The sequence below is a fragment of the Lentzea miocenica genome (genome assembly GCF_033949945.1).
GTDB classification, from domain to species: Bacteria; Actinomycetota; Actinomycetes; order Mycobacteriales; family Pseudonocardiaceae; genus Lentzea; species Lentzea miocenica.
In genome coordinates, this window is the sequence record NZ_JAXAVW010000022.1 from 50,716 (window position 1) to 77,051 (window position 26,336).

Annotated in this window: 29 protein-coding genes; 12 read left to right on the forward strand and 17 right to left on the reverse strand. The window is 67.4% G+C overall.

The window, feature by feature from the left end; translation table 11 throughout:
• Window positions 1–32 precede the first annotated feature (32 nt).
• The 5 genes from SK803_RS25970 to SK803_RS25990 all read right to left on the reverse strand — a co-directional run bounded on the left by SK803_RS25970 (window position 33) and on the right by SK803_RS25990 (window position 3,565).
• Window positions 33–710, reverse strand: a complete 678-nt coding sequence (locus tag SK803_RS25970; RefSeq protein WP_319968707.1) for an RNA polymerase sigma factor — start codon at window positions 708–710, stop codon at window positions 33–35.
• Window positions 711–812: 102 nt separating this feature from the next.
• Window positions 813–1,379: a sigma-70 family RNA polymerase sigma factor gene (locus SK803_RS25975; RefSeq protein WP_319968708.1), complete on the reverse strand. Its 567-nt coding sequence runs from the start codon at window positions 1,377–1,379 to the stop codon at window positions 813–815.
• 84 nt (window positions 1,380–1,463) lie between these two features.
• A complete protein-coding gene (locus SK803_RS25980; RefSeq protein WP_319968709.1) occupies window positions 1,464–2,180 on the reverse strand; it encodes a class I SAM-dependent methyltransferase in 717 nt (238 codons plus the stop codon).
• On the reverse strand, window positions 2,177–2,746 hold the full coding sequence (locus tag SK803_RS25985; RefSeq protein ID WP_319968710.1) for a sigma-70 family RNA polymerase sigma factor: 570 nt from the start codon (window positions 2,744–2,746) through the stop codon (window positions 2,177–2,179). The genes SK803_RS25980 and SK803_RS25985 overlap by 4 nt, the downstream gene beginning before the upstream one ends.
• Window positions 2,747–2,845: 99 nt before the next feature.
• Window positions 2,846–3,565 carry a class I SAM-dependent methyltransferase gene (locus SK803_RS25990; protein WP_319968711.1) on the reverse strand — a complete coding sequence of 240 codons (720 nt, stop codon included), beginning with the start codon at window positions 3,563–3,565 and terminating at the stop codon, window positions 2,846–2,848.
• Window positions 3,566–3,598: 33 nt separating this feature from the next.
• Between SK803_RS25990 and SK803_RS25995 the strand changes: the two genes are divergently transcribed.
• From SK803_RS25995 to SK803_RS26010, 4 genes are read left to right on the forward strand one after another with little or no spacing between them, the layout of a single operon-like run.
• Window positions 3,599–4,444 carry a ParA family protein gene (locus SK803_RS25995; RefSeq protein WP_319968712.1) on the forward strand — a complete coding sequence of 282 codons (846 nt, stop codon included), beginning with the start codon at window positions 3,599–3,601 and terminating at the stop codon, window positions 4,442–4,444.
• Window positions 4,437–5,198, forward strand: a complete 762-nt coding sequence (locus SK803_RS26000; protein WP_319968713.1) for an Fpg/Nei family DNA glycosylase — start codon at window positions 4,437–4,439, stop codon at window positions 5,196–5,198. Before SK803_RS25995 ends, SK803_RS26000 begins: the two co-directional genes overlap by 8 nt.
• On the forward strand, window positions 5,183–6,469 hold the full coding sequence (locus tag SK803_RS26005; RefSeq protein WP_319968715.1) for a cytochrome P450 family protein: 1,287 nt from the start codon (window positions 5,183–5,185) through the stop codon (window positions 6,467–6,469). Before SK803_RS26000 ends, SK803_RS26005 begins: the two co-directional genes overlap by 16 nt.
• A 59-nt stretch (window positions 6,470–6,528) precedes the next feature.
• Window positions 6,529–7,506: a quinone-dependent dihydroorotate dehydrogenase gene (locus SK803_RS26010; RefSeq protein ID WP_319968716.1), complete on the forward strand. Its 978-nt coding sequence runs from the start codon at window positions 6,529–6,531 to the stop codon at window positions 7,504–7,506.
• Here the strand turns inward: SK803_RS26010 and SK803_RS26015 are convergent.
• From SK803_RS26015 to SK803_RS26060, 10 genes are all read right to left on the reverse strand, one after another.
• A complete protein-coding gene (locus SK803_RS26015) occupies window positions 7,487–8,701 on the reverse strand; it encodes a glycosyltransferase (protein WP_319968717.1) in 1,215 nt (404 codons plus the stop codon). The two genes, SK803_RS26010 and SK803_RS26015, sit on opposite strands and share 20 nt — an antisense overlap.
• 165 nt (window positions 8,702–8,866) lie before the next feature.
• A complete protein-coding gene (locus SK803_RS26020; RefSeq protein WP_406601583.1) occupies window positions 8,867–10,126 on the reverse strand; it encodes a uracil-xanthine permease family protein in 1,260 nt (419 codons plus the stop codon).
• 167 nt (window positions 10,127–10,293) lie between these two features.
• Complete coding sequence (gene pspM / locus SK803_RS26025; protein WP_319968719.1) at window positions 10,294–11,115, reverse strand: phage shock envelope stress response protein PspM; 822 nt, start codon at window positions 11,113–11,115, stop codon at window positions 10,294–10,296.
• 28 nt (window positions 11,116–11,143) lie between these two features.
• Complete coding sequence (locus tag SK803_RS26030) at window positions 11,144–11,995, reverse strand: PspA/IM30 family protein (protein WP_319968720.1); 852 nt, start codon at window positions 11,993–11,995, stop codon at window positions 11,144–11,146.
• A gap of 362 nt (window positions 11,996–12,357) precedes the next feature.
• Window positions 12,358–12,780 (reverse strand): helix-turn-helix domain-containing protein, encoded by a 423-nt coding sequence (locus SK803_RS26035; protein WP_319968721.1) that lies wholly within the window; start codon window positions 12,778–12,780, stop codon window positions 12,358–12,360.
• 102 nt (window positions 12,781–12,882) lie between these two features.
• Window positions 12,883–13,362: a CinA family protein gene (locus SK803_RS26040; protein WP_319968722.1), complete on the reverse strand. Its 480-nt coding sequence runs from the start codon at window positions 13,360–13,362 to the stop codon at window positions 12,883–12,885.
• On the reverse strand, window positions 13,359–13,937 hold the full coding sequence (gene pgsA, locus SK803_RS26045) for a CDP-diacylglycerol--glycerol-3-phosphate 3-phosphatidyltransferase (RefSeq protein WP_319968723.1): 579 nt from the start codon (window positions 13,935–13,937) through the stop codon (window positions 13,359–13,361). The genes SK803_RS26040 and pgsA overlap by 4 nt, the downstream gene beginning before the upstream one ends.
• On the reverse strand, window positions 13,934–15,337 hold the full coding sequence (rimO, locus tag SK803_RS26050; RefSeq protein ID WP_319968724.1) for a 30S ribosomal protein S12 methylthiotransferase RimO: 1,404 nt from the start codon (window positions 15,335–15,337) through the stop codon (window positions 13,934–13,936). Before rimO ends, pgsA begins: the two co-directional genes overlap by 4 nt.
• 39 nt (window positions 15,338–15,376) lie before the next feature.
• On the reverse strand, window positions 15,377–15,940 hold the full coding sequence (locus SK803_RS26055; protein WP_319968725.1) for an RloB family protein: 564 nt from the start codon (window positions 15,938–15,940) through the stop codon (window positions 15,377–15,379).
• Window positions 15,921–17,285 carry an AAA family ATPase gene (locus SK803_RS26060; RefSeq protein ID WP_319968837.1) on the reverse strand — a complete coding sequence of 455 codons (1,365 nt, stop codon included), beginning with the start codon at window positions 17,283–17,285 and terminating at the stop codon, window positions 15,921–15,923. Before SK803_RS26060 ends, SK803_RS26055 begins: the two co-directional genes overlap by 20 nt.
• Before the next feature lie 134 nt (window positions 17,286–17,419).
• Between SK803_RS26060 and SK803_RS26065 the strand changes: the two genes are divergently transcribed.
• From SK803_RS26065 to SK803_RS26095, 7 genes are all read left to right on the forward strand, one after another.
• Window positions 17,420–17,920, forward strand: coding sequence for an amino-acid N-acetyltransferase (locus SK803_RS26065; protein WP_319968726.1), 501 nt, complete (start codon window positions 17,420–17,422; stop codon window positions 17,918–17,920).
• 63 nt (window positions 17,921–17,983) lie between these two features.
• Window positions 17,984–18,835, forward strand: coding sequence for a MerR family transcriptional regulator (locus SK803_RS26070; RefSeq protein WP_319968727.1), 852 nt, complete (start codon window positions 17,984–17,986; stop codon window positions 18,833–18,835).
• Complete coding sequence (locus SK803_RS26075) at window positions 18,819–19,610, forward strand: hypothetical protein (protein WP_319968728.1); 792 nt, start codon at window positions 18,819–18,821, stop codon at window positions 19,608–19,610. The genes SK803_RS26070 and SK803_RS26075 overlap by 17 nt, the downstream gene beginning before the upstream one ends.
• Window positions 19,582–20,112, forward strand: coding sequence for a hypothetical protein (locus tag SK803_RS26080; protein ID WP_319968729.1), 531 nt, complete (start codon window positions 19,582–19,584; stop codon window positions 20,110–20,112). Before SK803_RS26075 ends, SK803_RS26080 begins: the two co-directional genes overlap by 29 nt.
• Window positions 20,109–21,263: a YcaO-like family protein gene (locus tag SK803_RS26085; RefSeq protein WP_319968730.1), complete on the forward strand. Its 1,155-nt coding sequence runs from the start codon at window positions 20,109–20,111 to the stop codon at window positions 21,261–21,263. Before SK803_RS26080 ends, SK803_RS26085 begins: the two co-directional genes overlap by 4 nt.
• A 4-nt stretch (window positions 21,264–21,267) precedes the next feature.
• The gene (locus SK803_RS26090) at window positions 21,268–21,924 is read left to right on the forward strand and encodes a nitroreductase family protein (RefSeq protein ID WP_319968731.1); all 657 of its coding nucleotides are present in this window, start codon (window positions 21,268–21,270) and stop codon (window positions 21,922–21,924) included.
• 91 nt (window positions 21,925–22,015) lie between these two features.
• Window positions 22,016–22,483, forward strand: coding sequence for a phospholipase (locus tag SK803_RS26095; RefSeq protein WP_319968732.1), 468 nt, complete (start codon window positions 22,016–22,018; stop codon window positions 22,481–22,483).
• A 1-nt stretch (window position 22,484) separates the two neighbouring features.
• Here the strand turns inward: SK803_RS26095 and SK803_RS26100 are convergent, their stop codons facing one another.
• Entirely contained in the window at window positions 22,485–24,866 is a 2,382-nt protein-coding gene (locus tag SK803_RS26100; protein WP_319968733.1) for an FtsK/SpoIIIE family DNA translocase, read from the reverse strand.
• Window positions 24,867–25,014: 148 nt separating this feature from the next.
• Between SK803_RS26100 and SK803_RS26105 the strand changes: the two genes are divergently transcribed.
• A complete protein-coding gene (locus tag SK803_RS26105; RefSeq protein ID WP_319968838.1) occupies window positions 25,015–25,758 on the forward strand; it encodes a lysophospholipid acyltransferase family protein in 744 nt (247 codons plus the stop codon).
• Here the strand turns inward: SK803_RS26105 and SK803_RS26110 are convergent.
• Window positions 25,655–26,335: a hypothetical protein gene (locus SK803_RS26110; RefSeq protein WP_319968734.1), complete on the reverse strand. Its 681-nt coding sequence runs from the start codon at window positions 26,333–26,335 to the stop codon at window positions 25,655–25,657. The two genes, SK803_RS26105 and SK803_RS26110, sit on opposite strands and share 104 nt — an antisense overlap.
• Window position 26,336 lies beyond the last annotated feature (1 nt).

Genomic DNA, 26,336 nt, shown 5'->3' on the forward strand with positions numbered 1-26,336 from the left:
GCGGTGCAGACCGGGTGAGAACTCCACGCAGATCACCGTTCCTCGTCTGGATGCCGGCGCACGGCCTGACGCGCGCGCCGGATCCGTCCTTCGACCGCGCGCGGGGTGAGTCGCAACAACTCAGCGATCTCCGCGTGCGAGTAGCCCTGGTCGTGAAGGAAGAGCAACCGCCTGTTGTCCTCGCTCAACGCGGCGAAAGCCGCGTTGGCCGCTGCCTGCTCGATGACCGCGTCCTCGGGTGTCCCCTCGGTCACGATGTTGTCGAGCGAGGCGAAGCTGTCCACGAGCCGCACGTCCTGCCAGCCGCTCACACGCCTCTGCCAGCGCCGGTAGACGTTCGGGAACGCCAGTACGCACGCGTTGACGAAGTACTCGGTGAGCGGTTGACCGTGCTCGACTGACCATTGCCTGCCGAGCAACCCGCGGTCGCGGAAGTAGACGAAGCCATCGAACACCGCGTCGCTCGCCAGCTCTTCGGCTTCCTGCGGCGAGATCTCCTGCTGATGCAGGTAACGGCCGTGCCGCCCGCACCGGGAGAACATCGCGCCGGACCGCACGAGCTTCGTAACGATCGTGAGTCCGTGTCCGAGAAGCTGACGATGGAACTGGTCCCAGCGTGGCCCGGTGAGCCCTGACTCACGGAAGTGCTGCACGAGCACTCCGTCGATGCGCAGCCGGTCGGCGGCGAGCGCTGAGTCCGAACTCCCCATGCCCCCTGGTCCTTATGTCGGCGTCTTCCTGCCTCTAGGTATGTCGTTTGGGTGCATCAATCCCACGCACCCGCCCCCACTCGTAACAAAAGCAAACGAACATCACCCGATCGGGACAGCCAAAGCGGCAATTTCCTTGCGCAGGCGCCCGAGTGCACGGTGCTGAGCGACCCGGACCGCACCAGGCGTCGAGCCGACGGCCTCCGCGGTCTCCTCGGCCGACAGACCCACCACCACGCGCAGCACGAGAATCTCGCGCTGCTTCTCCGGCAGAACGCGCAACAGCTCGCCCAGCGCTCCATTCAGCTCACCCTGCAGGGCGAAATCTTCGGGCCCGCCGACGCGCGAAGGCTGATCGGGCACCTCCGCCGTTGGCTCCGCACGGTTACGAGCAAGTGCACGGTGCGCGTCAGCAACCTTGTGCGCCGCGATGCCGTAGACGAATGCCAGGAAGGGCCTGCCTTGCTCCCGGTAGTTCGGCAGCGCCGTCAGCACAGCGAGGCAGACGTCCTGCGCGACGTCGTCCGCGGTTGTCGCCGAACGCCCCACACGCACGCGACAGTACTTGACCACCAGCGGTCGCAGGTAGCGAAGCACCTGGTCAGTAGCCCTGCGGTCGCCCTGCACCGCCAAGCTGACCAGTTCCGCGGATAAAGCCGAACTCTCCATTCGAAGTGTCCCCTCGTCGACGTCCCGAAGAGGAGACGTGCGACACGTCACTCCTTATGCAGAAAGTAGGGAGAAACTTCAACGTCACCCGTTTGCAGCAACCATCAGCGGTTGGTAATAGGCGTCGAGCAACCACTCCACGTAACCGAAACCGGCGCGTTCCACCAATTCGGTGATTTCATGACGGGTAATCGCCCAATATCGTGCCTTGCCCACGAAGACGCGCCACGACTCGGCTTCGTGCAGCCGGAACATCTCCAGTTCGTACTGGTCGCCGTCCCAATGCCAGAGCTGGAACCACACGACCCGACCCGGCCCCACGGACGGAGGCGTCGACAACGGCCGTTCGCGCCGGATTGCGTCGTAGTCGCGCGTCGAGATGATGAGCCGGCCGCCAGGACGCAGCACACGGCGCATCTCACGCAACGCCGCGAGCACATCATCAGAGGTCAACAGGTGTGGCAACGCGTTGTCAGCTGCCAGGACCACGTCGAACGAAGCATCAGCGAACGGCAGGGAACGCATGTCCGCCGCCGCCACGGGCAACGCGACACCACGCGCAGAGGCCTCCACAACGGCCCGAGAAGCCGCCTTGGGGCTCAGATCGGCACCCACGACCTCGTAGCCGCGCAGAGCCAGACCGATCGCCTGAGTGCCGATGCCGCACGCACAGTCCAGGACGCGCGCGCCGGGTGGAACGAACTCGGCGAGCTGCGCGGCCTGCCGGGCCATCGACGCGTCCCAGTCCGGGAACATCAGGTCGTACGTCCCGGCCAGCCCGTCGTAGAAGGCGCCGGTCAAATCAGTTCCTCGACCCCCACGGACGAGCGCAGCTTCGCCAGCGCGCGGTGCTGAGCCACCCGCACGGCACCCGGCGTCGAGCCGACCGCCTCGGCTGTCTCCTCCGCCGACAAGCCGACCACGACGCGCAGCAGCAAGATCTCGCGCTGCTTGTCCGGCAGCACCAGGAGCAACTGGCCCAGCCGCACCGAGAGCGACCCGAGCAGCGCGTTCTCCTCCGGATCGACGGTCAGCGACGGCCCGTCCGGCACCTCGGCGACCGGCTCGGAGCGGTTGCGCGCCGACACGCGGTGCGCGTCCGCGACCTTGTGCGCGGCGATGCCGTAGACGAACGCGAGGAACGGTCGGCCCTGCTCGCGGTAGGCGGGCAACGCCGTGAGGACCGCCAGGCAGACTTCCTGCGCCACGTCGTCCGCCGACGCATACGCCCGTTCGTTGCGACCGACGCGCGCACGGCAGTAGCGCGACACGAGCGGCCGGACAGACGCCAGCAGCCGGTCGAGGGCACGCCGGTCACCCGCAACGGCCTCGTTCACGAGCGAGGCCAGCAGGTCCGAACTCTCCATGGCGTTGGTCCCTACGTCGGCTGCGAACACACTATCTTTCGCCGCAAAGTCGTTTGGGACCACTCATCAGGACCATAAAAGTTCCTGATGCAAACGCTGTCAGACAGTGCGGCGGGCGAGCACGTGCAGTCGGGCGGCGACGTCCCGGAGCGGAGACCGCGTGGCAGCGGCCAGTTCCAGCTCGGCGAGCGCGTCGGCGGCACCCGGATTCGCATCCAGCACGACGCCGGGCACGAGATCGGAAACAATGCCATGACCTTGCAGGAGCTCGACAGAAAGCCCCGCCTCGAGAACCAGTTTCTCAAGACCCGGGACGTCGAACCGGCGTTGCAGCGGGTCACGCGTGCCCGCCAGCTGACCGGCGTCGTCGTCCAGCAACCTTCGTGCGTCGACGATACGGCCGGCGATCGCGCGGTGCAGGATCGCCGCGAACCTGTTCGCGACCAGGACCGACACGGCACCGCCTGGCGCGACCGCGGCGGCCAGCGAGGACAGCGCGGCCGGAGCGTCGTCGACGACCTCCAGCAGCCCGTGCGCCAGCACCAGATCCGCCTCACCAGCGGGAACACCCAACGAGTCGGTGTCGCCCTGGACCGCGTTGATCGTCACGCCGGCCTCACGCGCACGGGTGTGCAGCGTGGCCAATGCGTTCGGCGACGGCTCCACGACCGTGACCGCGCACCCCGCCGCGGCGAGAGGCACGGCCCAGACACCGCTGCCGCCACCAACGTCGAGCACGCGCGGAGGTTCTCCACCCCTGCGCTCTCTCGCGGCGGCCAATTCGGCGTCGAGCACCCTGTGTACGGCGTCCGGTCGCATGGCACTAAGAGTAGGAGACCCTAGAGTAGGTCTGTGCATACGGTGTCCGTGCTCAGCCTCAAGGGAGGCGTCGGCAAGACGACGGTGGTCCTCGGCCTCGCCTCTGCCGCCCTCCGTCGTGGCGTTCGCACGCTGGTGATCGACCTAGACCCGCAGTGCAACGCCACGTCGACGCTGGAACCCGAGGAGTCCAAGGCAAGCATCTACGACGTCCTCCAGGTCCCCTCCGAGGAGAACCTGGAGGAAGCGATCCGGCCGAGCAGGTGGGGCGACGGCATCGACGTGCTGTCCGGGTCCGAGGACGCCGAGCTGCTCAACCACCCGGATCCGAACGAGTCGCGGTTGCACCGTCTGAAAGACGCGTTGCGCACGTTGCGGGACATGTACGACGAGTTCCCGTACCAGCTCGTGCTGCTCGACTGCCCGCCCTCGCTGGGCCAGCTGACCCGGTCGGCGCTGGTGGCGGCCGATCGCGCGCTGCTGGTCACCGAACCGACGATGTTCGCGGTGGCGGGTGTGCAGCGGGCGTTCGAGGCGGTGCAGAACGAGCGTGAGAGCAACAACGCCGACCTGCAGCCGTTGGGCGTCGTGGTGAACCGGGTGCGTCCGCGCTCGCACGAGCACCAGTTCCGCATCGAGGAGCTGCGCGACATCTTCGGCCCGCTGGTGATGCCGGTGGCGCTGCCGGACCGGCTCGCGGTGCAGCAGGCTCAGGGCGCGTGCATGCCGATCCACGAGTGGGGCACGCCGGGCGCGCGTGAGGTGGCGCTGGCGTTCAACCTGCTGTTGGCCCGCATCCAGCGCATCTCCCGCAGCCGCCGCCGCGCGGTGCACCACGACTTCGACGACGACGAGATCCAGGAAGCGGTGGATGCCTGAGGGCGACACCGTCTTCCTGGCCGGCCATCGGATGCACGAGGCGCTGGCCGGGAAGACCCTGCTGCGCGCCGAGCTGCGGCACCCTCGACTGTCCACACTGGAGCTGACCGGGCTGGACGTCCTCGGCGTGCGCACGTACGGCAAGCGCATGTTCACCAGGTTCTCCGACGGCAACAGCCTGCACAGCCACTTCCGGATGGACGGTTCGTGGCACCTCTACCGGCCCGGCGAGCGCTGGCGGCGGCCCGCGCACCAGGCTCGCGCGGTCTTCGAGGTGGACGACCGGCAGGCCATCGGATTCGCGTTGCACGACATGGAGTTCCTGCCGACCGCCCGAGAAGATGAGCTGATTTCGCATCTTGGGCCGGATCTGCTTTCGCCGGAGTTCGACGCCACTGAGGCCGTTCGGCGGTTGACCGAGGATCCCTCACGACCAGTCGGCATCGCATTGTTGGACCAGCGCGTGATGGCCGGCGTCGGCAATCTCTACCGTGCGGAAGTCTGTTTCCTGTTAGGCGTTCTGCCGACGGCACCTGTGTCATCTGTGGACGCCTCACGTGCAGTTGCGTTGTCACGCAAACTGTTGCAGGCCAACCAGTGGCGGCCGGAACAGATCACGACCGGTGACCGGCGCGTCCAGCACTACGTTTTCGAGCGCACCGGCAAACCCTGTTTGCGTTGCGGCACAAGAGTCCGATCGGGCGAGTTCGAGACCAGATTTGTGTACTTCTGCCCAAAATGCCAGTCCGGTTGAACCGCGACGCTCTCCTGGCCGTGTCCTTCGACATGGCGGTAAATCTGGATGCGCTGCGCCCGGGCTACACCGACGACCCGTACTCGGTGCTGAAAAGCCTGCGCGAGTCAGGCCCGGTGCACCGGGTCGAGACCCTCGGGGTGCCGATGTGGCTCGTGACCCGCTATCCCGACGTGCGCGCCGCGTTGGACAACCCGCTGCTGTCCTCGCACGGCTCAGCGCTCGCCGAACCCCTGCGCGGCCATCCGCACTTCGCGTCGTGGTGGTTCGGCGACCTCTCGGACCACATGATGAACAGCGACGGGCCCGACCACACCCGGCTGCGACGCGCGGTGTCGAGCGAACTGACCCCGCGCCGCATCGCCGCGCTGCGCCCCCGCATCGAGCAGCTGGCGGACTCGCTGGCCGACTCGTTCGCCGACTCCGGGCGCTGCGACCTGATCCGCGACTTCGCGGCACCGCTGCCGATCACCGTGATCATGGAGCTGCTCGGTGTTCCGGCCGTCGACCAGGAGAACTTCCGGTACTGGTCGGACGTGGTCACCGGGCTGGCCGACGGCGACGCCTCCTCGGCCCGTGAGGAGACCTCCGGCTACCTGCGCGACCTGGTCGCGCACAAGCGGACGTCCGGCGACGACGACCTGATCGGCGCCCTGGCCCGGGCCACCGGCGAGGCCGCGCTGACCGACAGCGAACTGGCCTCGCTGGCGTTCCTGCTGCTCGTGGCGGGCTACACGACGGCCGTCGACCTGGTCGGCAACGGCGTGCTGGCGTTGCTGCGCGACCCGGAACAGCTCGAACTGCTGCAACGCTCGTCGTCACTGCTGCCCGGCGCCATCGAGGAGTTCCTGCGGTTCGACGGCCCGACCTCGCACCTGCTGCGGTTCGCCGCGCAGCCGCTGACCATCGGCGGCGTGCAGATCCCGGCCGGTGACGTCGTGCTGCTGTCCCTGGCCTCCGCCGAGCACGACAGCGCCCGGTACCCGCGGGCGGACCAGCTCAACATCGAGCGGGCCGACCGGCAGCACCTGGCGTTCGGGCACGGCATCCACTTCTGCCTCGGCGCGCCGCTGGCCCGGCTGGAGGGCGAGGTGGCGTTCCGGACCCTGCTGAACCGCTGCGCCGGGCTCACGCTGGACACGTCCGCGCCGCTGGGGTGGCGGGTGTCGCTGGGAAGCCGCGGGCTGCGGGCGCTGCCGGTGACGTTCCGGACCAAGCCGAGGATGCCGCTGGACGAGCAGGCAACGATCAAGGTGCCCAAGCCGTCCTGACCCGCGCACCGGTGCTGGGGTCACGCGCCCGTCCTGAGCAGGCGTTATAGGGTGGGCTCGTGGTTTACAAGCAGGTGGTTCGCAGGGCGTTGTTCGGGATGCACGGCGGCGACGCGGAGCGGGTCCACGAGACCACGCTCAACGTCATGGCCCGGCTGAGTCCGTTGGCCAAGTTCGCGCGCAACCAGAACAACCCGCGCACGGTGTTCGGCATCAGGTTCCCCAACCCGGTGGGGCTCGCGGCTGGGCTGGACAAGGACGGGCGCGCGCTGCCGGCGTGGGGTGCGCTGGGGTTCGGGTTCGTCGAGGTCGGCACCGTCACCTGGCACGCGCAGCCGGGCAACCCGAAGCCGCGGCTGTTCCGGCTGCGCGAGGACGAGGCGATCATCAACCGGATGGGCTTCAACAACGCGGGTGCGCAAGCGCTCGCGCGGAAGCTCGACAGGACCAGGCTCAACACTCCACTGGGCATCAGCCTCGGCAAGTCCAAGATCACGCCGGTCGAGGACGCCGTGCAGGACTACCTGAACTCGCTCAACGCGCTGAAGGACCACGGCGACTACTACGCGATCAACGTCAGCTCGCCCAACACGCCCGGTCTGCGCAGCCTCCAGGACAAGGGCGCGCTCACCGAACTGGTGCAGGCGCTGACGCGGGCCACGGACAAGCCGATGCTCGTCAAGATCGCGCCGGACCTCACCGACGACGCCATCGAAGAGGTCATCCAGGTGTGCCTCGACAACGGCATCAAGGGCCTCATCGCCACGAACACCACGCTCAGCCGTGAGGGCCTCACGAGCGTGCACAAGGGCGAGACCGGCGGCCTCAGCGGCAGGCCCCTCACCCAGCGTGCGAACGACGTGGTGCGGTTCATCACCAAGAACAGCGAGCTGCCGGTCATCGGCGTCGGCGGCATCGCGAGCGCCGACGACGCCAAGCGCATGATCGACGCCGGTGCCAGCCTCGTGCAGATCTACACCGGGTTCATCTACGAAGGCCCTGGGCTCGTCAGCAGGATCAACCAGGCACTGAGGTGAGCGTTCGCTCGACGTGTTCCCAACGGCCGATCGGGCGATAGCCGCGCAGCACGGTCAGCAGCGAGCGCAGCACGGCCACGAAGTCCACGAACACGATCACCATCAGCAGCGGGTAGGCCAACGGCGCCAACGCGAGCAACGGCGCCTTGGCCCGCCACGGTTCGGTCAGGTCGCCGATGATGGTGAAGAACGCAACGCCCGTGTAGACCGCGCACAGCAACAGGATGCCGGTGAACCAGCCGGTCTGGAGCGTTGCGCTGATGACCACGTAGATGAAGAGGGGCTCGAACAGCACGAGCACCTCCCCCGCCGCCGTGTACGGCAGGTGCACCCACGACAGAAGGCGCGAACAGGAGGTGCCGAAGAAGAGCGAGCGGTGCTTGTAGAACGCTTGCAGGCGGCCGAACTTCCACCGGAACCGTTGCCGCAGCAGGCCGTGCGGTGACGGCACGGCCTGGGTGTACGCGATCGCGTCGGCGGCGAAGATGATGCGCCAGTTGAAGTTTCCGCGCACGGACAGGATCTTCATCGAGAAGTCGATGTCCTCGGTCATCGTGTCCGTGTCGAAGTAGCCGCACGCGCGCACGATCGACGTACGGAACATCGAACCCACACCGCCGATCACGTACTCGCAGTTGAACACCGTGTAGCCCTGCTTCAGCCGGTGCACCACCGCGTACTCCAAGCGCTGCACCCAACCCAGCACGCCACGCGGCGAATCGATCTTCACGTTCGCCGCGGCGGCGAGCACGAGCGGGTCCGCGAAGTGCGCGACCATCCGCGAGACAGCGGAACGGGACAGCGTCGAGTCGGCGTCCAGCACCATCACCAGGCCGTCACCGACCAGGCGCATGCCGGTGTTGATCGCCGCCGCCTTGCCCTTGTTCGGTTGCGAGACAACGTGAACGCGCGATCCGAAGCCCTGCAATGCCGCGAGGGTGCCGTCCGTCGAACCGTCGTCGACCACGATCACCGACACATCCGCGTAGCAACTGTCCAAAACAGACTGAACAGCACGAGCAACGCAGAGTTCCTCGTTGTACGCCGGAATGACCACCCAAACCGTTGGGGTGTAAGGCAACGGGCGCGAGCGGTGCAACGACAGGTCGTAGAGGTCGGCCGCCACCAGAACCACGCACACGCGCACGACACCGATCATGGCGAGCGGCACCATGAGCCAGGTCAGCGATGTCATCGGCGGTGGCGCAGCAGTCGGATGCGGGACGCGACGAGGCTGCCCGCGATGATCGCACAGGCCGTGAACAGCACCACGTAGTACGCGGCGACCATGGTGGAACTCCCTCCGTAGACCGGAAACAGGATCGGTCCGAAGTGGAGGGAGGAAAACCACACAAACGGGTTAAGGCTGGTTACGCCGCGCAGCGCGCAGCCAGCGCATGATCGGGTGCAGGATCACGACGAGCAGCGAGCCCCACACCATGCCGCCCATCTGGAGCTCGCCGATCTCGATGGTCAGGTCGCCGACGCCGGCCACCAGCGCCGCGCCGCCGACCATCGCGTTCGCCGGGTTCGCCAGGTCGACACCGCGGTCCATCCAGATGCGCACGCCGATCAGCACGATCAGGCCGTAGAGCACCAGCGTGCAGCCGCCGAGCACTCCCGGCGGGATGGTGCCGAACAGCGCGATGGCCTTCGGGGAGAACGCGAGCGCGGCGGCGAACACACCGGCGAACGCGAACGCCGCCGTCGTGTAGATGCGCGTCACGGCCATCACGCCGATGTTCTCGGAGTACGTCGTCGTCCCGGCGCCGCCGCCCAGACCGGACAACGCGGTCGACAGCCCGTTCGCGATGATCGCGTCGCCCACGCTGCCGTCGAGGTTGCGGCCGGTCAGCGCCGCGACCGCCTTCACGTGCCCGACGACCTCGGCCACCAGCACGATCACCACGGGCAGCATCAGCAGCACCACGGACGGCCGGAGCTCTGGCTGGTGCAGCTGCGGCAGGCCCACCCACGCGGCGTCCCGCAGCGCGTCGAACTTGGACTCGGGCACGGCACCGAACAGCAGGCCGCCGATCCACACCCCGAGGAAGCCCACCAGGATCGAGAACCGGAACAGCCATCCGCGGCCCAGCACGCCGGCCAGCAGGATCACCGCGGTCGTGATGGCGGCCAGCAACGGCTGCTCGGCGAAGTTCGAGGTGGCCTGGTGCGAGAGGTTCAGGCCGATGATGATCACGACGGCACCGGTGACGACCGGCGGCATGACCGACTCCAGCAGTCGCACGCCGAGCGCCTTGACCGCGATGCCGACGACGATCACCAGCAGACCCGCGGCGACGACCCCGCCCAGCTGGGCGGCCATGCCCTGTTCTCGTGCGGCCACCAGCGGCGCCACGAAGGCGAAGGACGAGCCCAGGTAGCTCGGGACGCGGTTCTTGGTGATCACCAGGAACAGCAGCGTGCCCAGGCCGGAGAACAGCAGAGTGGTGGCCACGGGAAGGCCGGTGGCGGTGGGAACGAGCACCGTCGCGCCGAACATGGCGACCAGGTGCTGCACTCCGAACCCGATGGTGAGCGGCCAGCTCACCCGTTCCTGGGGTGCGACGGTTTCACTGTCGGTGATCCGACCGTCCCCGTGCACGGTCCACAACGCCAACGCACTGCCTCCCGGCAATTCAGCCGGACTTCCCGCAGACCGGCCCCGGAATCCTGCCACGCCATGTAGTGGCTACGGCTAGATAACGGTCTGATAATCACACGATTGCCCTAAAGATCTCTAGAGAGACTCGCCGAATAGGCGCATGTGATTACAGAGAGTCACGATCAGTACGCTGAATAGCCTGACACGTCTCGCATCGCAGACGCGAGACCCGCCATGTGATCGGTGGCGTCGTCCAGGACCTCGCGCGGATCCTGGAACTGCGTGCTGGCCGCCAGCGCCTGTCCGGCGGCGGCCACCAACGCACAGTAGCGGTCCACGCCGTCCGCCAGTTGGATTCTGAGCACCCGCACGCCCTCGACCAACGACGCGCGCTCCAGCGGCGGTGCCGTGTCACGTGCGCGCTCCACGGCCTGCAGCTGCGCGGACACCGCACGGATGGCCGTGGAGGCCTCCTGGGCGGTCTGACGGGCGTGCTGGACGGACTCGGTCGGCATCGTCGTGAGCGCGGGCGAGTCGAGCTGCACGAGCAGCTGGTTCATCGCGTCCTCGGCGCCGTGCAGCTTCTCCATCGGCACGCGCGCCGACGAGGCGTGCGCGGGCAGCGGCGGCCGGGGCGGTGGCGGCGGCGACAACGCCAGCCGCTGCCGGGCGGCACTCAGCTCGCGCAGCTTGAACCCGCTGCGCACGGCGAGCAGACCGGGCACGGCCGCGCCGATCGTGCCGCCGACCGCGGCCCACGTGCCGAGCACGCCGGTGAAGCCGAAGACGGCGAGCGTGCCGAAGATCGTGATCAGGGCCAGCCAGAACGTGAGCACGGCGTTGGTGCGCTTGCGCCTGCGTTCGAGCTTGGCGACCGGGTCGTTCCACTTCTGCAGGCGGTACCGCGCCTGCTCGGCCAGCGGGTGGCCCTGGAGCGACGCACCCAACTCGTTGACGACCTTGCGGACGATCTCGTTGTTGGGACGGTTTCTCCAGGGCTCCATGATCACCTGCTGACTCCTCCGATCCCGCTCAGTTCTGAGCCGGCGGGACCTGCTGTTGCGTGGTCTTCTGCTCCTGCTGGACGCGCTGGGCGATCTCGGCCTGGATCTGCGCGGCGGCGCTGTTGCCGGCGGTCACCTGCGGCGGCGTGCTGGCCTGGCCGCCGTGCATGGACGCGCGGATCTGCTCGAGCCGCGACGAACCGGCCATCTGCGTGGTCGAGGCCTGCACCTCGAGCATGCGGCCCTGCACCGAGTTCTGAGCGAGCTCGGCGGACCCGATCGCGGTCGCGTAACGCTTCTCGATCTTGTCGCGAACCTCTTCCAACGACGGCACGTTGCCCGGCGCGGCGAGCTCGCTCATCTGGGTCAGCGACGCGGAGACCTGCTCCTGCATCTTGGCCTGCTCCAGCTGGCTGAGGAGCTTGGTGCGCTCGGCCAGCTTCTGCTGCAGCATCATCGAGTTGCGCTCGACGGCCTGCTTGGCCTGTGCGGCGGCCTGCAGCGACTGGTCGTGCAGCGTCTTGAGGTCCTCGATGCCCTGCTCGGCGGTGACGAGCTGGGTGGCGAAGCTCTGCGCGGCGTTCTCGAACTGCGTCGCCTTCTGCTCGTCCCCCTTGGAGCGCGCCTCGTCGGCGAGCACGAGTGCCTGACGTGCGGAGGCCTGGAGCTTCTCCACGTCGCCCAGCTGCCGGTTCAGCTTCATCTCCAGCTGCCGCTGGTTGCCGATCACGGCCGCGGCCTGCTGAGAGAGCGCCTGGTGCTGACGCTGCGCCTCCTCGATGGCCTGCTGGATCTGCACCTTCGGGTCAGCGTGCTCGTCGATCTTCGACGAGAACGACGCCATCAGGTACTTCCAGAACTTCACGAACGGACTGGCCATCTCCTACGCCTGCCTTCTCGGTGCCGGTGTTGGATCCATCGTCTCAATTGTGCGTCGGCGTATCCACCGACACGGGGAGATATCCGGGAACACCCTGACCCACCCCGGGACTTAGGAGTACACACGCCTGACGACGTGCCAATCCTGCCCGCACCCGCGTCCCGGGACGCGGTGACCCAACGTGCTGTGGCCAAGCCGTTGCCTGCCGTTCAGCGTTGCTGGCGTCGTTGCATGGTGAACGTACGAAGGGGCGAAGTTGTTGCAGACCGTCACGTGGTGGCGGCCACAGCTTCAGATCGATTCGCCCGAATGCCAGCGACCCCGTTCGCTTCAAGGCGAACGGGGTCGAGTGAGTAGTGGGTTCAGGCAGCAACCACTGCCTTGGGAGCCTCGCCGATCTTGCTGGTGAGGCGGTGGCTGAGCATCGGCTGCAGGCGCAGGTCGGACAGGTCGTCCGACAGCGTGGACGGCAGCACACGGCCACCCTCCAGCTTCCCGCGTTCCGCTCGTCCGTCTGGAACGGTGTCCGGCACCGTGTCCGGCGTCTGCTGGACGGCGCCGATGTCGGAGGCGACGTGGTGCAGCAGTTCGGACAGCGGCAGCTCTAACGCGTCACAGATGGCCGAGAGGAGTTCGCTGGACGCCTCTTTGCGGCCGCGTTCCACCTCGGACAGGTACCCCAGGCTCACGCGGGCGGTCCGAGAGACCTCGCGCAGCGTGCGGCGTTGGTTGGTGCGGGCATGGCGAAGTCGATCACCGATCGCCTCGCGTAGCAGCACGGTCATCGCGCGCCTCCTTCCGGCCGGCCGTGTCCCTACGTTACCGATCGACACCGACAACGGGCAGTGACTTCCGAACACGTCCGCCAAGGGCGAACGAACGCCGAGTCATCGTTTGTTCCCGTCCTCGGTCATCAGCAGGTATTCCGACAGCAGGACCAGCGCTTTTTCCACGGCTGTGAAACGCACCGCTTTTCTGTCGCCACTCACCGTGATTGTCCGCACTGTGGACACTCCAGGTCCGCTCAAGCCGATGTGGACCGTCCCCGGAGCGACTCCGTCCTGCGGATCGGGGCCGGCGACCCCGGTCAGTCCGATTCCCCAGTCCGACCCGCACCGGTTCCGGGCACCTTCGGCCAGCTGGATCGCCACGTCGGGATGCACGGCGCCGTGCTCGTCGAGCAACTGCTGATCCACGCCCGCGAGCTCGTGCTTGAGCTCGGTCGCGTAGACGATCAACCCACCGCGGACCACGGCACTCGCCCCCGGTGTGTCGACGATCGTCGCGCACAGCAGACCCGCGGTCAGCGACTCGGCCGTGGCAACGGTGTGGTGCCTCGCTTTGAGCAGCTCGACGACGCTGGTCACAGCACCGCCCGACCTGCTCTTGCCTTCAACTTGAACGCTCGGACGACGTAGTCGATTCCCGTGACGATGGTGAGAACCAGCGCGACGGCCATGATCACCCACGCGATGAGCTGCAGCACGTCGTTCTGCGGGAGCACGAACAGCCCGATCGCGATGACCTGGGCCAGCGTCTTGGCCTTGCCGCCGCGGCTGGCGGGGATCACGCCGTAGCGGATCACCCAGAACCGCAGCAGCGTCACGCCGACCTCGCGCACGGCGATGACGATCGTGATCCACCACGGCAGCACGTCGAGAATGCTCAGGCCGACCAGCGCGGACCCGGTCAGCGCCTTGTCCGCGATCGGATCGGCGATCTTGCCGAAGTCGGTGATCAGCCCGTGCTTGCGGGCCAGCGTGCCGTCGATGTGGTCGGTGAAGCTCGCGACGGCGAAGATCCCGAACGCGATCAGCCGCCACGTGGTGTCGAAGCCGCCGGCCTCGAAGAGGGAGAACAGGAAGACCGGAACAAGTGCCAGCCTCGCCATCGTGAGGATGTTGGCGACGTTGAGCAGCGGGACCTTCCTGGCCTCTGTCATGTCGCGATTACCTCTACGACCAGGTCGACGCCCTCGGAGTCGACCACGCGACAACGAACCAGGTCACCGCGCTTGAGGCCCTCGGCTTCGAGCACGATGCACTCGCCGTCGACCTCGGGCGCCTGGTGCTCGGCCCGGCCGACGCAGTCGCTCTCCTCGTCAGCCTCGTGCTCGATCAGCACGACGACCTCGGTGCCGACCCGGTCCTCCGCGCGCTGGCTGGTCAGCTCCTCGACGAGGTTGCCGATCCGCTGCACGCGCTCCGCGATGGTGTCCGCGTCGAGCTTGCCGTCGAGCTCCTCGGCCTCCGTGCCGTCCTCGTCGGAGTAGCCGAAGATGCCGACCGCGTCGAGCCGCGCCTCGGTGAGGAACCGCTCGAGCTCCCGCAGGTCCGCCTCGGTCTCACCGGGGAAGCCCACGATGAAGTTGCTGCGGATGCCCGCCTCGGGCGCGTGCTCGCGGATCTGCCACACGAGCTTGAGGAAGCTGTCGGTGTCGCCGAACCGGCGCATGCGGCGCAGCACGTTCTCGCTGGAGTGCTGGAACGACATGTCGAAGTAGTTCGCGACCTTGTCGGTCTTCGCGATGGCGGCGACGAGGCTGGGCTTGGTCTCGGCCGGCTGCAGGTAGCTGACCCGCACCCGGTCGACGCCGGGGATGCTCGCCAGCCGCGGCAGCAACTGCTCCAGGGCGCCCTGGTCGCGCGGCAGGTCCTTGCCGTAGCTCGTCGAGTTCTCGCTGACGAGGAACAGCTCCTTGACGCCGTTCTCGGCGAGCCACATGGCCTCGGACACGATCTCGTCCGGGTGCCGCGACACGAACGCGCCGCGGAAGCTCGGGATCGCGCAGAAGCTGCACCGCCGGTCACAGCCGGACGCGATCTTCAACGGCGCCACGGGTGCGTCGTCGAGCCTGCGGCGCTGGACCTTGGTCGGCCCCCAGCCGTGGCCGGGCACCTGCACGTCGTTCTTGGCGCCCTGGCGCTCGACCGGCGTGATCGGCAGCAGCGTGCGGCGGTCGACCGGCACGTGCGACTCGACCGGCTTGCCGTGCAGCACGTCCTGAAGGCGCTCGGCGAGGTCGTTGTACTGGTCGAAGCCCAGGACCGCGGCCGCCTCCGGGAGGCTGTCCGCGAGCTCCTTGCCGTACCGCTCAGCCATGCACCCGACCGCGACGACCTTGGCGCCGGTGTCGGACGCGGCGAGCAGCATGTCGACCGAGTCCTTCTTCGCCTGCTCGACGAAGCCGCACGTGTTGACGACGACGACGTCAGCGCCTTCGTCCACCAGCTCCCAACCGCCCTCGCCGAGGCGTCCGGCGAGTTCTTCGGAGTCGACCTCGTTGCGGGCGCAGCCCAGGGTCAGCAGCGACACGCGTCGCGGAGTGGTGGGAGAAGACACGGTGCTCAGAGTAACCGGGTCGGGCGTCAGACCTTGAATTCAGTGCCGCAAGAGCACTTCGACGAGGCGCCACACGTCTGTCGACGGATTGCCAGCCGGAAGCTCCTTCGCACGCTTGATCGCTACCTCGACGCGGTCGTCGAACGCCGCGTAGTCGAGCTTCTTGTCGTAGCCGGGAAGGTGCTTGGCCAGCAGCTTGCATGCTGCTTTGCCGCTGTCGATGTGACCTCGGTGGTCGGCGAAGTGCAGGACGAGCCAGAGCTCGAAGCAGGGGTCGGACACCACGAGTCCGACACCCTGACGGTCCGCTTCGGCGCGAGCAGCCTCGATGTCGAACTCGTCCACATCGACCACGCACCACATGCTGTCGTACTCGTCCTCGGTGAAGATGCTCTTCGCATATCTCACGAGCTTTTCAGGAGAGTCTGTTTTCTGCCTCACCTTGACGCGGGCGCGATGGACGCGCGCGAGCCCGTTGAAGTATGCAGGCTCGGTGCATCTACCTCCCGTAACAATGAGAACGTGACCTGGCCTCAGTTCACACCTTCGACCGCCTCGCGATTGCGTGTTCTCCCGTTTCTTGTCACGCTTCGCCACGATCACCCCGAACGACTTCCGTGAACCTGTCTTCGAACAGTTCCGGCACTGCCCCGTAGCGACCGGCCAGATAGCGACGTTCGAGGTTGTCTTCGTTACGCGGCTTGAAATCAGTCAACGGGTAGAGCGAACTGGCTCCACTGCTCCGTTCCTTCTCGACGAACCAAACCTCGTCGCGAGCCAGCACCTCCTCCGCGAACGGGGCGTTCAGCAGTGTCGCGTCGTGCGTGGTGAAAATGAGCTGCCCGCCAGCCGCGTTCGCGCGGTCATCGTTGAAGAGCGAGATGAGTCGCATCGTCAGCAGCGGGTGCAGACTCGCATCGATCTCGTCGATGACCAGGCAGCCTCCGTCACGCAAGACCGACAGAACCGTTGGGAGCACGCTCAGCCAAGACCGTGTGCCAGCCGACTCCTCGTCGAGCCGGAATGGCTCTGCACACCCGCCATGGATCAGATGGACCGTCGGCCTGCGAGGCAGAGCACCACCATGAAACACATGCCGCTTCAGAGAAGAAGCTGAACCTTCAGACGCGAGCTCGGCAAGGTATCGATACATACTCGCATCGATCAACGCGGATCTCGTTTTCCCTGCGCCAGCATTTTGAAACACAAGAGAGGTGAGCGCCTGCTCCAAAAAGCCTTCTTCTGCCACTACAACATCATCAATCCCGACGTCTGCAGCACGAACAAGATCGACCAGTTCATTCTTGAACTCCGGGCGCTCCAGCAGAAATTCTGCTATCTCGTTCCCGAAAACACGTCCGTCGGCGTTCACACGAAAACGAAGAGAGTTGACGAACCAGCGGTACACCGGCAGCACCCAGAAGACCTTGAGCTGCGCGGCGAGGCTGACGAGAAGCGCGTTCGGCCGGAGCATCGTTTCCAGAACTTCCAGCGCAGACTTCGACTCGTCGAGCGTGCTACCAAACTTGATGCCGTCGCCGACGCGCTCGAACAGCACCCGCTTGCGCTTCTCCGGATAGCTGTACAGCCACTCCTCCCGAACGCGCACGTCGTCCACTTCGACGCCGTACGTATACCGCACGCCGTCCTGGATCAACTCGACCACGTACGTAGACGGATCAGCGCGCTTGCCGGCGTCGAGCTTGAACGGGCGACGGCCGACCACCCCGGCGTCTGGACCCCATACGGCGAACGAGTCCCTCACTGCCTCCGCCATGAATTTCAGGCCGTCGAGGAGGTTCGACTTGCCGGAGGCGTTGGCGCCGTAGATCGCCACGACGGGCAGGGTCTCGCGACCTCTGGCGTACGCGGGCATGAGCAACAACTCGTGTTCGTCACGGAACGAACGATGATTCTCCAGCCGGAAGCTCCTGAGCATCCAGACCACCTCCTTCAAGGATTTTCGAGCCACCTTGTGCAATTAAACCGCACGGAAGCTCCTGAAGCTTTCCCTAGCTGCAATCTCACAGCCAAGCACACCGCCGAGTAGCCAGCCACGAGTGCGGCCCATACTTGACGGTTGTGACCAGTGGGGTAGTAGTGCGGCGCGCCCGCACCAGCGATGTGCGCGCCATGAAGGCGTTGATCGACGGGTATGCCGGCAAGGTCCTGCTGACCAAACCGCTGGTCACGCTGTACGAGGCGGTCCAGGAGTTCTGGGTGGCCGAGGAGGACGGCGAGCTGCTCGGCTGCGGCGCCCTGCACGTGATGTGGGAGGACCTGGCCGAAATCCGTTCCGTCGCCGTCTCCCCCACGGCACTGGGCAGGGGCGTCGGGCACCGGATCGTGGCGCAGCTCATCGCGACGGCCAAGGAGCTCGAACTCGCGCGCATCTTCGTGCTCACGTTCGAGACCAAGTTCTTCAACAAGCACGGCTTCGTCGAGATCGAGGGCACGCCGGTGAGCCCCGAGGTCTACGAGGAGATCATGCGAAGCGTCGACGAGGGCGTGGCCGAGTTCCTGGACCTCAGCTACGTGAAGCCGAACACGCTCGGCAACAGCCGGATGCTCCTGGAGTTGTAACTCTTCGAGTAATTACTCGAAGAGTCTTGACTCGACTAGCCCTGGCGCTCCAAGATCTGCGGTGTGCCCGAATCGCTGACCGTCGACGAGCTCGCTGCCCGGATCGGCCTGCCCAGCAGCACCATTCGCATGTACCAGACGAAGGGTGTGCTGCACGCGCCGAGAAGGCAGGGACGCGTGGCGTACTACGACGCCTCGCACGTCGAGCGGTTGACGTTGGTGCAGCGGTTGCAGCAGCGGGGGTTCTCGCTGCCGGCGATCGCCGAACTGATCACGGCACGAGAGAAGGGCGAGTCGGTCGCCGCGGTGCTCGGCGTGGGCGAGACCGAGGGGCCCGACGACTGGGTTCGGATCAAGGTGCGCGACATCAAGCACCTGATTCCGATGGGAGACGTCCAACCGCGACTCCTCCTCCGGGCTATGCGGTTGGGCTTGGTGCGGTGGAAGTACGGATGGCCGCACGCGCGTCGCTGGGCACTCGAGGCAGGCGGAAGGCTCGCCGGTCTGCGGGTGCCCAGCGATGACGTCATGGACAGCTTCACGCGGCTGCGCACGGCGACCGACGCGGTGGCGGCGGACTTCGTGCGGTTGTTCGAGCGGCAGTTCTGGCCAGAGCTGGCGCGCAAGGCCGGTGACGAGAACCAGCTCGAGAACGTGCGGGCGTTGCTGGTCGAGCTGACCTACACGGCGGAGACCGCGGTGGTGGGAACGCTGCGCGAGTCGATCAGGGACGCGGCGGAGGAGTTCGCGTCACGGCACGGGTTGCTGCCCAGCGCCGACTTCCAGCCCGCGTGGGCCGAGCAGCCGTTGCCGCCGATCGCCGAGAACCTGATGGATCCGGCGGGTGATCTGCCGAGCGAGCAGGAGATCGAGAACTTCCTGAAACGGGGGGACGAGGATGAGCCTGGTCGCTGATCCCGCGTGGCACGCCCAAGTCAGAGACGAAGGCCTTGTGGTCTACGCGGGAGCTGATCTCGCCTACCTGATTCCAGACCTGCCCAGGGCGGTGGCCGTGGCGCTGGCGGGACTGTTCGAGCCAGTTTTGAGGGGAGTGGCTCGAACAGTCGACGAAAGCCGGTTGGGGGAACCGGTCAGCCGGCACGTGGCCCAGCTGAGGACCCTGGGCGCTCTCCGCCCGGCCGGGTTGCCATCCGATGGACCGTCGCCGATGGGGGTCGGCACGCGGTTCGTCGGACAGGCGCCCGCCGGGCTGGTGGAGCGGTTGCCGCACAACGACGATCCGGACCTCCTGCTCGTCGTGCGGACGACAGGCACGTTGGTCGACCTGGTCGAGGTGGCGCGCGAAACGACGGTCCCGCACCTGTTGCTGGACCTCGCGTACCACCACACCGCCGCTATCGGGCCCTTCGTGGTGCCCGGTGCCGGCGCGTGCCTGGCGTGCCTCGCGGTGCGGACGGGGCGGCGGTGGGGGGATCCACCGCCTCCCCCGCGTCCGGCGGCGATGTCCTTCGACTTCCCGATCTCACTTGCCCTGCAAGCCGTTCAGAACATCCGCAACGGCTCGTTGGCGCTGCTCGACGCGGTCGTGACCGTCAACCTCGACGAGTTCACGACGACGCGCGAGAGCGTGCTGCCGGCGGCCGACTGCGAGATCTGCCCGAAGGCCGAGTTCGGGCGCGTGACACTTCCTTGGGGGAATCATGAACGGGACAGCGGTCCGGTTACCTGACCAGTTCTCGCCGGGTGCGGCCGCCGCCAACGCCGCGACGCCCACCTGTTGCTGCTGTTGTTGCTGTTGCGCGATTTCCTCGGTCGGCGCCGCCGTGCACATCCCGGAAGCGCTGTACCAGGACACCAAAGAGCTGGAACGCCCGCGCAGTGCTCTCGTCCTGCCCGCCGCGATCTTCCCGCTCCTGGTCGTCGTGCTGCCGTTCGTCACGATGGGCGCGGTCTTCGACGTCCACTGGGGCTGGTGGCTCGGCGGCTTCGTCCTCGCGCTGGGCTGGGCGGTCGCGGCCGGGTTCATCGCCAGGTCACCGAAACCGTGGATGAGCGCGGTGCGGCTGCTCGGCTGGGGCTTGCTGTGGTGCGTCGAGCCGTTCGTCGTGCTGATGCTGCTCGGGCCGATCGCCGCGGTCACGGAGCTCACGGTCGTCGTGTCGGTGATCTACCTCGGTGGCGCGCTGGCGTTCGGGTACTGGCTGTGGCGGCGTTACCGGAGCAAGCGGTGAAGACCGTCGCGGAGGCGCTGATCGAGCGCGCGGTCGGCTGGCGGCAGGGTGTGGTGTCACAGCTGCATCCCGTTCCGCACAGTCTGTCCGATGTGGACGTCGAGGGCTGGGCCGCGGTACCCGAGCCGTTCGCCACGGGCGGTACTTCCGGTGGCACCAGCAAGACCGCCGCGATCGCCGAGGCGTTGGAACGGCACGCCGCCGCGCGTTCGCCGTTGGAGATCGTCACCGACGGCGAGTGCTGGCCGCTGGAACACTTCAGCCTGCACACGGTCGAGCAACGCGTCCGGGGCGACTACCGCTACCGCAAGGGATACGTCGACACGAAGTACACGCGGGCGTGGACGTTGCCGGACAACGAACCGATCCGCGTGCCGGCCGGGCTCGTCGGCCTCGACGTCTCCTACGGGCTGCCCGCGACCTCGTCCGGGCTCGCGGCCGGTCCGTCGACGACCAGCGCGTTGCTGAGGGCGGTGCAGGAACTGGTCGAGCGCGACGCGTTCACCACGACCTGGCTGCACTCCATTGCACCTCAACGGTTCGCCGCAGACCTTCCGCACGGCGCCCAAGCCTTCGACCTCACGCCTGCCTACAGCCCGCACCCGGTGATCACGGTGGCAGGCTCGCTGCCGATCGCCGGAAAGCCGCGGCCGACGCTCGGCCTCGCGTGCCGGGCAACGGTCGAAGAGGCGTTGCGGAAGGCCTACGAGGAGTGGGTGCAGGGCACGGTGTTCATCGAGGTGTGGCTGGCGCGCAACGGAGACGAGCCCGTCGAGAACGTCACCGACTTCGACAAGCACGCCGTGTACTACGCGACTCACCCGGAGAAGTGGGACGCACTGCCGTGGTTCGGCGGCTTCGAGACGGAACCGCCTCGCGACGCCGAACACCTTGGCACCGAAGCAGAACTGACCGAGCTGGTGCACGCACTGCACCGCGCGGACATCCGGCTCGCCTACCGCGAACTGACCACACCCGAGCTGTCCGCGGTCGGGCTGCACTGCGTTCGCGTCCTCTCCCCCGACCTGGCGCCGCTGCACGCCGACCACCGCTGGCCCCACCTCGGTGGCCGGGCGGGCGAGCCGCACTGGCGCTACCCGCACGCCTCACCGGGCGTGTTCCCCAATCCCGCACCGCATCCGCTGGGGTGACCGCGTGTTCAACGACTTCTGGGCCGCCAGCCGGTTCTCCCCGCTGCACCAGCGCAGGCTCGGCGAACGGCTGCGCGACTTCCGCCCGCAGCCACCGTTGATCGATCCACTGGAACTGCCTACCGCACCTCAACCCCTGCCGAAGCCCACGGACCGGCTGCAGAAGCTGTTCCAGGCACGGAAGAGCACGCGGGAGTTCACGGACAAACCGCTGACGGACAGGCAACTCGGCGCGGTCCTCGGCGCGCTGGGAGACAACAGCGTCCCGTCCGCCGGTGGCCTGAACCCGTTGCACTGCTACGCCTTCCACCACAACCGGGCGGTCCGCTACGACATCCGCCGGCACGCTCTGCAGGACATCGGCGAAGCGCCCGGGAACCTGGCGGAGATCCTGGGCACGCCCGAAGTGCCGCCGCTCGCGATAGTGCTCGTGTTAAAAGACAACGAGGCCTTCGACAAGTACGGAGAGCGAGCAGGGCGCTTCGGCTTGATCGAAGCCGGAGCTGCCGCGCAGAGCATCTGCCTCCGTTTGGCGGAGCAGAAACTCGGCGGCTGTCTGCTCGGCGGAGTAGCGGACAACGAGATGCTTCACGCACTTGGCCTACCGCGCGAACTTCGTGTGGCCACAGCGATCGCGTGCGGTCACATCCGAGGCACATGATCACCTGACGTTCATCAGATCGTGTCTACCGAGGACAGTCGATCACCCGCTACAACTGGCGAGACCCTGCTCACACTCCGAGGAGCTCGCCATGTCGAAGACCCTGCGCTCGGCATTCGTGGGTGCCGCCGCGACCTTGGCCCTGATCTTCACCGGTGCCCCGGCTCAAGCCGTGGACATCGTCGCGGTGACCGACGACTACCTCTACACGAAGACCATCGGTCAGTTCACAACAGCGCGCGCACAGCAGCCCTACCCCGGCCAGCTCGACTGGTCGTCCGACGGCTGTTCGTACTCGCCGGACAACCCCTTCGGCTTCAAGTTCCTGCCGTCCTGCCACCGGCACGACTTCGGCTACCGCAACTACAAGCGGCAGTCGCGGTGGACCGAGGCGAACCGGCTGCGCATCGACAACAACTTCAAGGCCGACATGTACCGGTCCTGCGGCAGCAACTTCGCCTGCAAGTGGACCGCGGACCTGTACTACAAGGCGGTCCGGGAGTTCGGCGGCAGCGCGTCGTCCACGGCGAGCAGCATCCAGAAAGCCGGGCTGAAGTAACTCAGTCCTCGTCGTCCACGTCGGCGGGGCCGCCTCCACGCATCAGGTAGACCACGGACTCCAGCTCGTCCGGCTTGATCAGCACCTCACGTGCCTTCGAGCCCTCGGACGGGCCGACCACCCCGCGGGTCTCCAGCAGGTCCATGAGGCGCCCCGCCTTCGCGAACCCGACGCGCAGCTTGCGTTGCAGCATCGACGTCGAGCCGAACTGCGACGTGACGATCAGCTCGGTCGCCTGCACCAGCAGCTCCAGGTCGTCGCCGATGTCGGCGTCGACCTCCTTCTTCTCCGCCGCCTTCTGGGCCGTGACACCGTCGGTGTACTCGGGCTGGGCCTGGTTCTTCGTGAACTCGACGATCGCCGAGATCTCCTCGTCGCCCACGAACGCGCCCTGGATGCGCACCGGCTTCGAGGCGCCCATCGGCAGGTACAGGGCGTCACCCATGCCGATCAGCTTCTCCGCACCTGGCTGGTCCAGGATCACCCGCGAGTCGGTCAGCGAGGAAGTGGCGAACGCCAGCCGGGACGGCACGTTCGTCTTGATCAGACCGGTGACGACGTCGACGGACGGTCGCTGCGTGGCCAGCACCAGGTGGATGCCGGCCGCACGCGCCTTCTGCGTGATGCGGACGATCGCGTCTTCCACGTCGCGCGGCGCGGTCATCATCAGGTCGGCGAGCTCGTCGACGATGGCCATGATGTACGGGTACGGCCGGTAGACGCGCTCGGATCCCGGCGGCGCGCTGATCTCGCCGGACTTCACCTTGCGGTTGAAGTCGTCGACGTGGCGCACCCGGTTGACCTGCATGTCCTGGTAGCGCTGCTCCATCTCCTCGACGAGCCACGCCAGCGCCGCCGCGGCCTTCTTCGGCTGCGTGATGATCGGCGTGATCAGGTGCGGGATGCCCTCGTACGGCGTCAGCTCGACCATCTTCGGGTCGATCAGGATCATCCGGACCTCGTCCGGCGTCGCGCGGGCCAGCAGCGACACCAGCATCGAGTTCACGAACGACGACTTGCCGGAACCCGTGGAGCCCGCGACCAGCAGGTGCGGCATCTTCGTCAGGTTCGCGGTGACCATGTGGCCCTCGATGTCCTTGCCGAGGCCGATCACCATCGGGTGCGTGTCCTTGACCGTGGACGACGCGCGCAGCACGTCACCGAGGCGCACCATCTCGCGGTCGCTGTTCGGCACCTCGATGCCGACCGCCGACTTGCCGGGGATCGGCGCCAGCAGGCGGACGTTGTCCGTCGCCACGGCGTACGCGATGTTCTTGGTCAGCGCGGTGATCTTCTCGACCTTCACGCCGGGGCCGAGCTCGACCTCGTAACGCGTGACCGTCGGGCCGCGGGTGAAGCCGGTGACCTGGGCGTCGATCGAGAACTGGTCCAGCACGCCGGAGATCGCCTCGATCATGAGGTCGTTCGCCTTGCTGCGGGTCTTCGGCGCGTCGCCGTCCTTGAGCACGTCCGGCGGCGGCAGCTGGTACTCGCCCTCCACCGCGCGCACGGCCATCGCCGGGGCGGCGGCCTTCTCCTTCTTCGGCGCGGGCTTCGGGGCGGGCTCCGGTTCCTCCAGCGGAAGCTCGGCCTGCGGCTCCTCCTCCACGGGTGCCACGGCCTGACGACGGCGCGACGGGCGGCGCAGCTTGACCGGTTTCGGCTCCTCGGCCTCTTCGTCCTCGGCCGGAGACTCCTCGTTCTTGGCACCGGGGTGCAGCAGCGAGCGGATTCGTTCGGGCGCCTGGCGGATCGGCGTGTGCGTCACGACCAGCAGGCCGTACCCGAAGATCAGGAACAGCAGCGGCCCTGCGACCCACGGCGTGAGGCCCTGCGCCAGGAACCCGCCGGCGAGATAACCGAGTGCCCCGCCGGCGGTGCGGCGTTCGATCGGGTCCATCGGCAGGCCGCCGATGAGGTGGAACATGCCGAGCACGCCGATCATCATCAGCAACGAGCCGATGATCAGCCGCGGCCGCGCGTCCGGCTTCGGGTCGGTGCGCATCAACGTCACGCCGATGCCGAGCAACACCACCGGCACGATCACCGCGGGGAACCCGACGGAGCTGCGCACGGCGACGTCGACCCACTGCCCGACCGGTCCACCGGCCTGCCACCACACACCGGCGCCGGTGATGACCGCGAGTGCGATCAGCAGCAGCCCCAGGCCGTCACGGCGGTGTTCCGGATCCAGGTCTTTGGTACGGCTGACGGTGCGCACCAGACTGCCGACACCACGTCCCAAAGCGCCCCACACCGCACTGATCGCACCGCTGCTCTTGCGGGGAGCGGGCTTTCTGGACGCGGTGGAGCGCGCCCGCGGCTTGGCTGGTGCTTTGCCGCGTGACGTGGTCTTTCGTGAAGTCCCTGTACGCCCGGCCATGTGTATAAGGTAGTCCCTCGCGTCTCACCAGCCACGTTTGCAACTGGGACGCGTGCGAAAGCTCATGGTTCCCCCGATCCGGCACGGTGTCGTTCCGACACGCCGTACGCTGCCCCGCGTGTCCACACCGCTTTTCTGGCGCGTGCTCATGGTGGTCGACCGGGGCCTGATCGCGCTGACTGGCAAGCTCGAGGTATCGGGCGACATCCCGCCGGAACTGCTCGGCAAGCCGTTGCTGCTCGCCTCCAACCACATCGGCAACCTCGACCCGATGGTGCTGATCGCGGCCTGCCGCAAGATCGGCGTCAACCCGCGCTTCATGCTCGCGGGCGGCCTGCTCGACGCGCCGATCATGGGCCCGGCTCTGAAGGCCTGCGGTCACCTGCGCGTGGACCGGAGGTCTGCCAACGTCGGCGAGGCGATGCACCGGGCCGTCGAGGCGTTGCGGAAGGGCGGCGACCCGATCGCCGTCTACCCCGAGGGCAAGATCAGCCTGGACCCCGGCATGTGGCCCGAACGCGGCAAGACCGGCGTCGCGCGCATGGCGCTGGGCGGCGGCATCCCGGTGATCCCGATCAGCCAGTGGGGCGCGCACGAGGCCGTGTACTGGGGCAACCTCAGCGTCGGCGGCTGGAAGGACCTCCTGCCGTACCTGACGTCCTGGCTGCGCGCGGTCCGCAAGCGGCCGACGTTCAAGGTCCACTTCGGCAAGCCCGTCGAGCTGTCGGATCTGAACGCCGAGACCATGGGCGACGCCCGCCGCGCCCACGAGCGGATCATGATCGCGATCACCGAGGGCTTGGTGCCGTTGCGTCTCGACGAGCCGGACGTGCCGAAGTTCCACGACCCGACGCGGCCGACGACCGGCTCCTCCCCCTGGCGGCCAGCCTGATCGAGCAGGCGAGCACCGTGATCAGCATCAGGAACGGCATCGGCCTGCCGGTGTAGAGGCTGATCGCGAAGTCGGCCGCCGGGATGGTGATCGCCGCGACGAACGTGAGCGCGCTCGCCGTGGGCAGCTTGACCTTCGGGTCCGCCCACGGCGTGCGACCCCACGGTTTGGCCACGCTGAGCCACGTCTGGAACGCGATGGCGCCGACCATCAGCCCGGTCGCGACCGGCATCCAGACGGTGACATGGCCTTCCGTCGCGGCCTGCAGGTTGTCGCTCAGGATGAAGATGCCGATGTAGAGCTGGCTGACGGTGATCACGAACTTCGCGAGCACCCACCAGTGCCGGAAGTAGCCCCACGGCGTCGTGGCGCTGAGTGCCAGGCCGGTGAACGCGCTGGTGTTGGCCATGATCGCGAGCACCTGGTGGTCGAGCACCCGCGCCATCTTGAACGCGTTGACGTCACTCGTCTTCATGCCGTAGATCAGCAGGGCCAGCAACGCCACGGCCTGGCTGAGCCAGCCGACCGACGTGACGACGTGCAGCCACACCAACAGGGTCCGCGCGCGCTTCTGCATG

What these genes read in the sequence shown, in the direction of transcription:
- SK803_RS25970 (WP_319968707.1), bottom strand. Translation starts at nt 710, where the DNA reads ATGGGGAGTTCGGACTCAGCGCTCGCCGCCGACCGGCTGCGCATCGAC.
- SK803_RS25975 (WP_319968708.1), bottom strand. Translation starts at nt 1,379, where the DNA reads ATGGAGAGTTCGGCTTTATCCGCGGAACTGGTCAGCTTGGCGGTGCAG.
- SK803_RS25985 (WP_319968710.1), bottom strand. Translation starts at nt 2,746, where the DNA reads ATGGAGAGTTCGGACCTGCTGGCCTCGCTCGTGAACGAGGCCGTTGCG.
- SK803_RS25990 (WP_319968711.1), bottom strand. Translation starts at nt 3,565, where the DNA reads ATGCGACCGGACGCCGTACACAGGGTGCTCGACGCCGAATTGGCCGCC.
- SK803_RS26000 (WP_319968713.1), top strand. Translation starts at nt 4,437, where the DNA reads ATGCCTGAGGGCGACACCGTCTTCCTGGCCGGCCATCGGATGCACGAG.
- SK803_RS26005 (WP_319968715.1), top strand. Translation starts at nt 5,183, where the DNA reads ATGCCAGTCCGGTTGAACCGCGACGCTCTCCTGGCCGTGTCCTTCGAC.
- SK803_RS26015 (WP_319968717.1), bottom strand. Translation starts at nt 8,701, where the DNA reads ATGACATCGCTGACCTGGCTCATGGTGCCGCTCGCCATGATCGGTGTC.
- pspM (WP_319968719.1), bottom strand. Translation starts at nt 11,115, where the DNA reads ATGGAGCCCTGGAGAAACCGTCCCAACAACGAGATCGTCCGCAAGGTC.
- SK803_RS26030 (WP_319968720.1), bottom strand. Translation starts at nt 11,995, where the DNA reads ATGGCCAGTCCGTTCGTGAAGTTCTGGAAGTACCTGATGGCGTCGTTC.
- SK803_RS26035 (WP_319968721.1), bottom strand. Translation starts at nt 12,780, where the DNA reads ATGACCGTGCTGCTACGCGAGGCGATCGGTGATCGACTTCGCCATGCC.
- pgsA (WP_319968723.1), bottom strand. Translation starts at nt 13,937, where the DNA reads ATGACAGAGGCCAGGAAGGTCCCGCTGCTCAACGTCGCCAACATCCTC.
- SK803_RS26075 (WP_319968728.1), top strand. Translation starts at nt 18,819, where the DNA reads ATGAGCCTGGTCGCTGATCCCGCGTGGCACGCCCAAGTCAGAGACGAA.
- SK803_RS26080 (WP_319968729.1), top strand. Translation starts at nt 19,582, where the DNA reads ATGAACGGGACAGCGGTCCGGTTACCTGACCAGTTCTCGCCGGGTGCG.
- SK803_RS26095 (WP_319968732.1), top strand. Translation starts at nt 22,016, where the DNA reads ATGTCGAAGACCCTGCGCTCGGCATTCGTGGGTGCCGCCGCGACCTTG.
- SK803_RS26100 (WP_319968733.1), bottom strand. Translation starts at nt 24,866, where the DNA reads ATGGCCGGGCGTACAGGGACTTCACGAAAGACCACGTCACGCGGCAAA.
- SK803_RS26105 (WP_319968838.1), top strand. Translation starts at nt 25,015, where the DNA reads ATGGTGGTCGACCGGGGCCTGATCGCGCTGACTGGCAAGCTCGAGGTA.
- SK803_RS26110 (WP_319968734.1), bottom strand. Translation starts at nt 26,335, where the DNA reads ATGCAGAAGCGCGCGCGGACCCTGTTGGTGTGGCTGCACGTCGTCACG.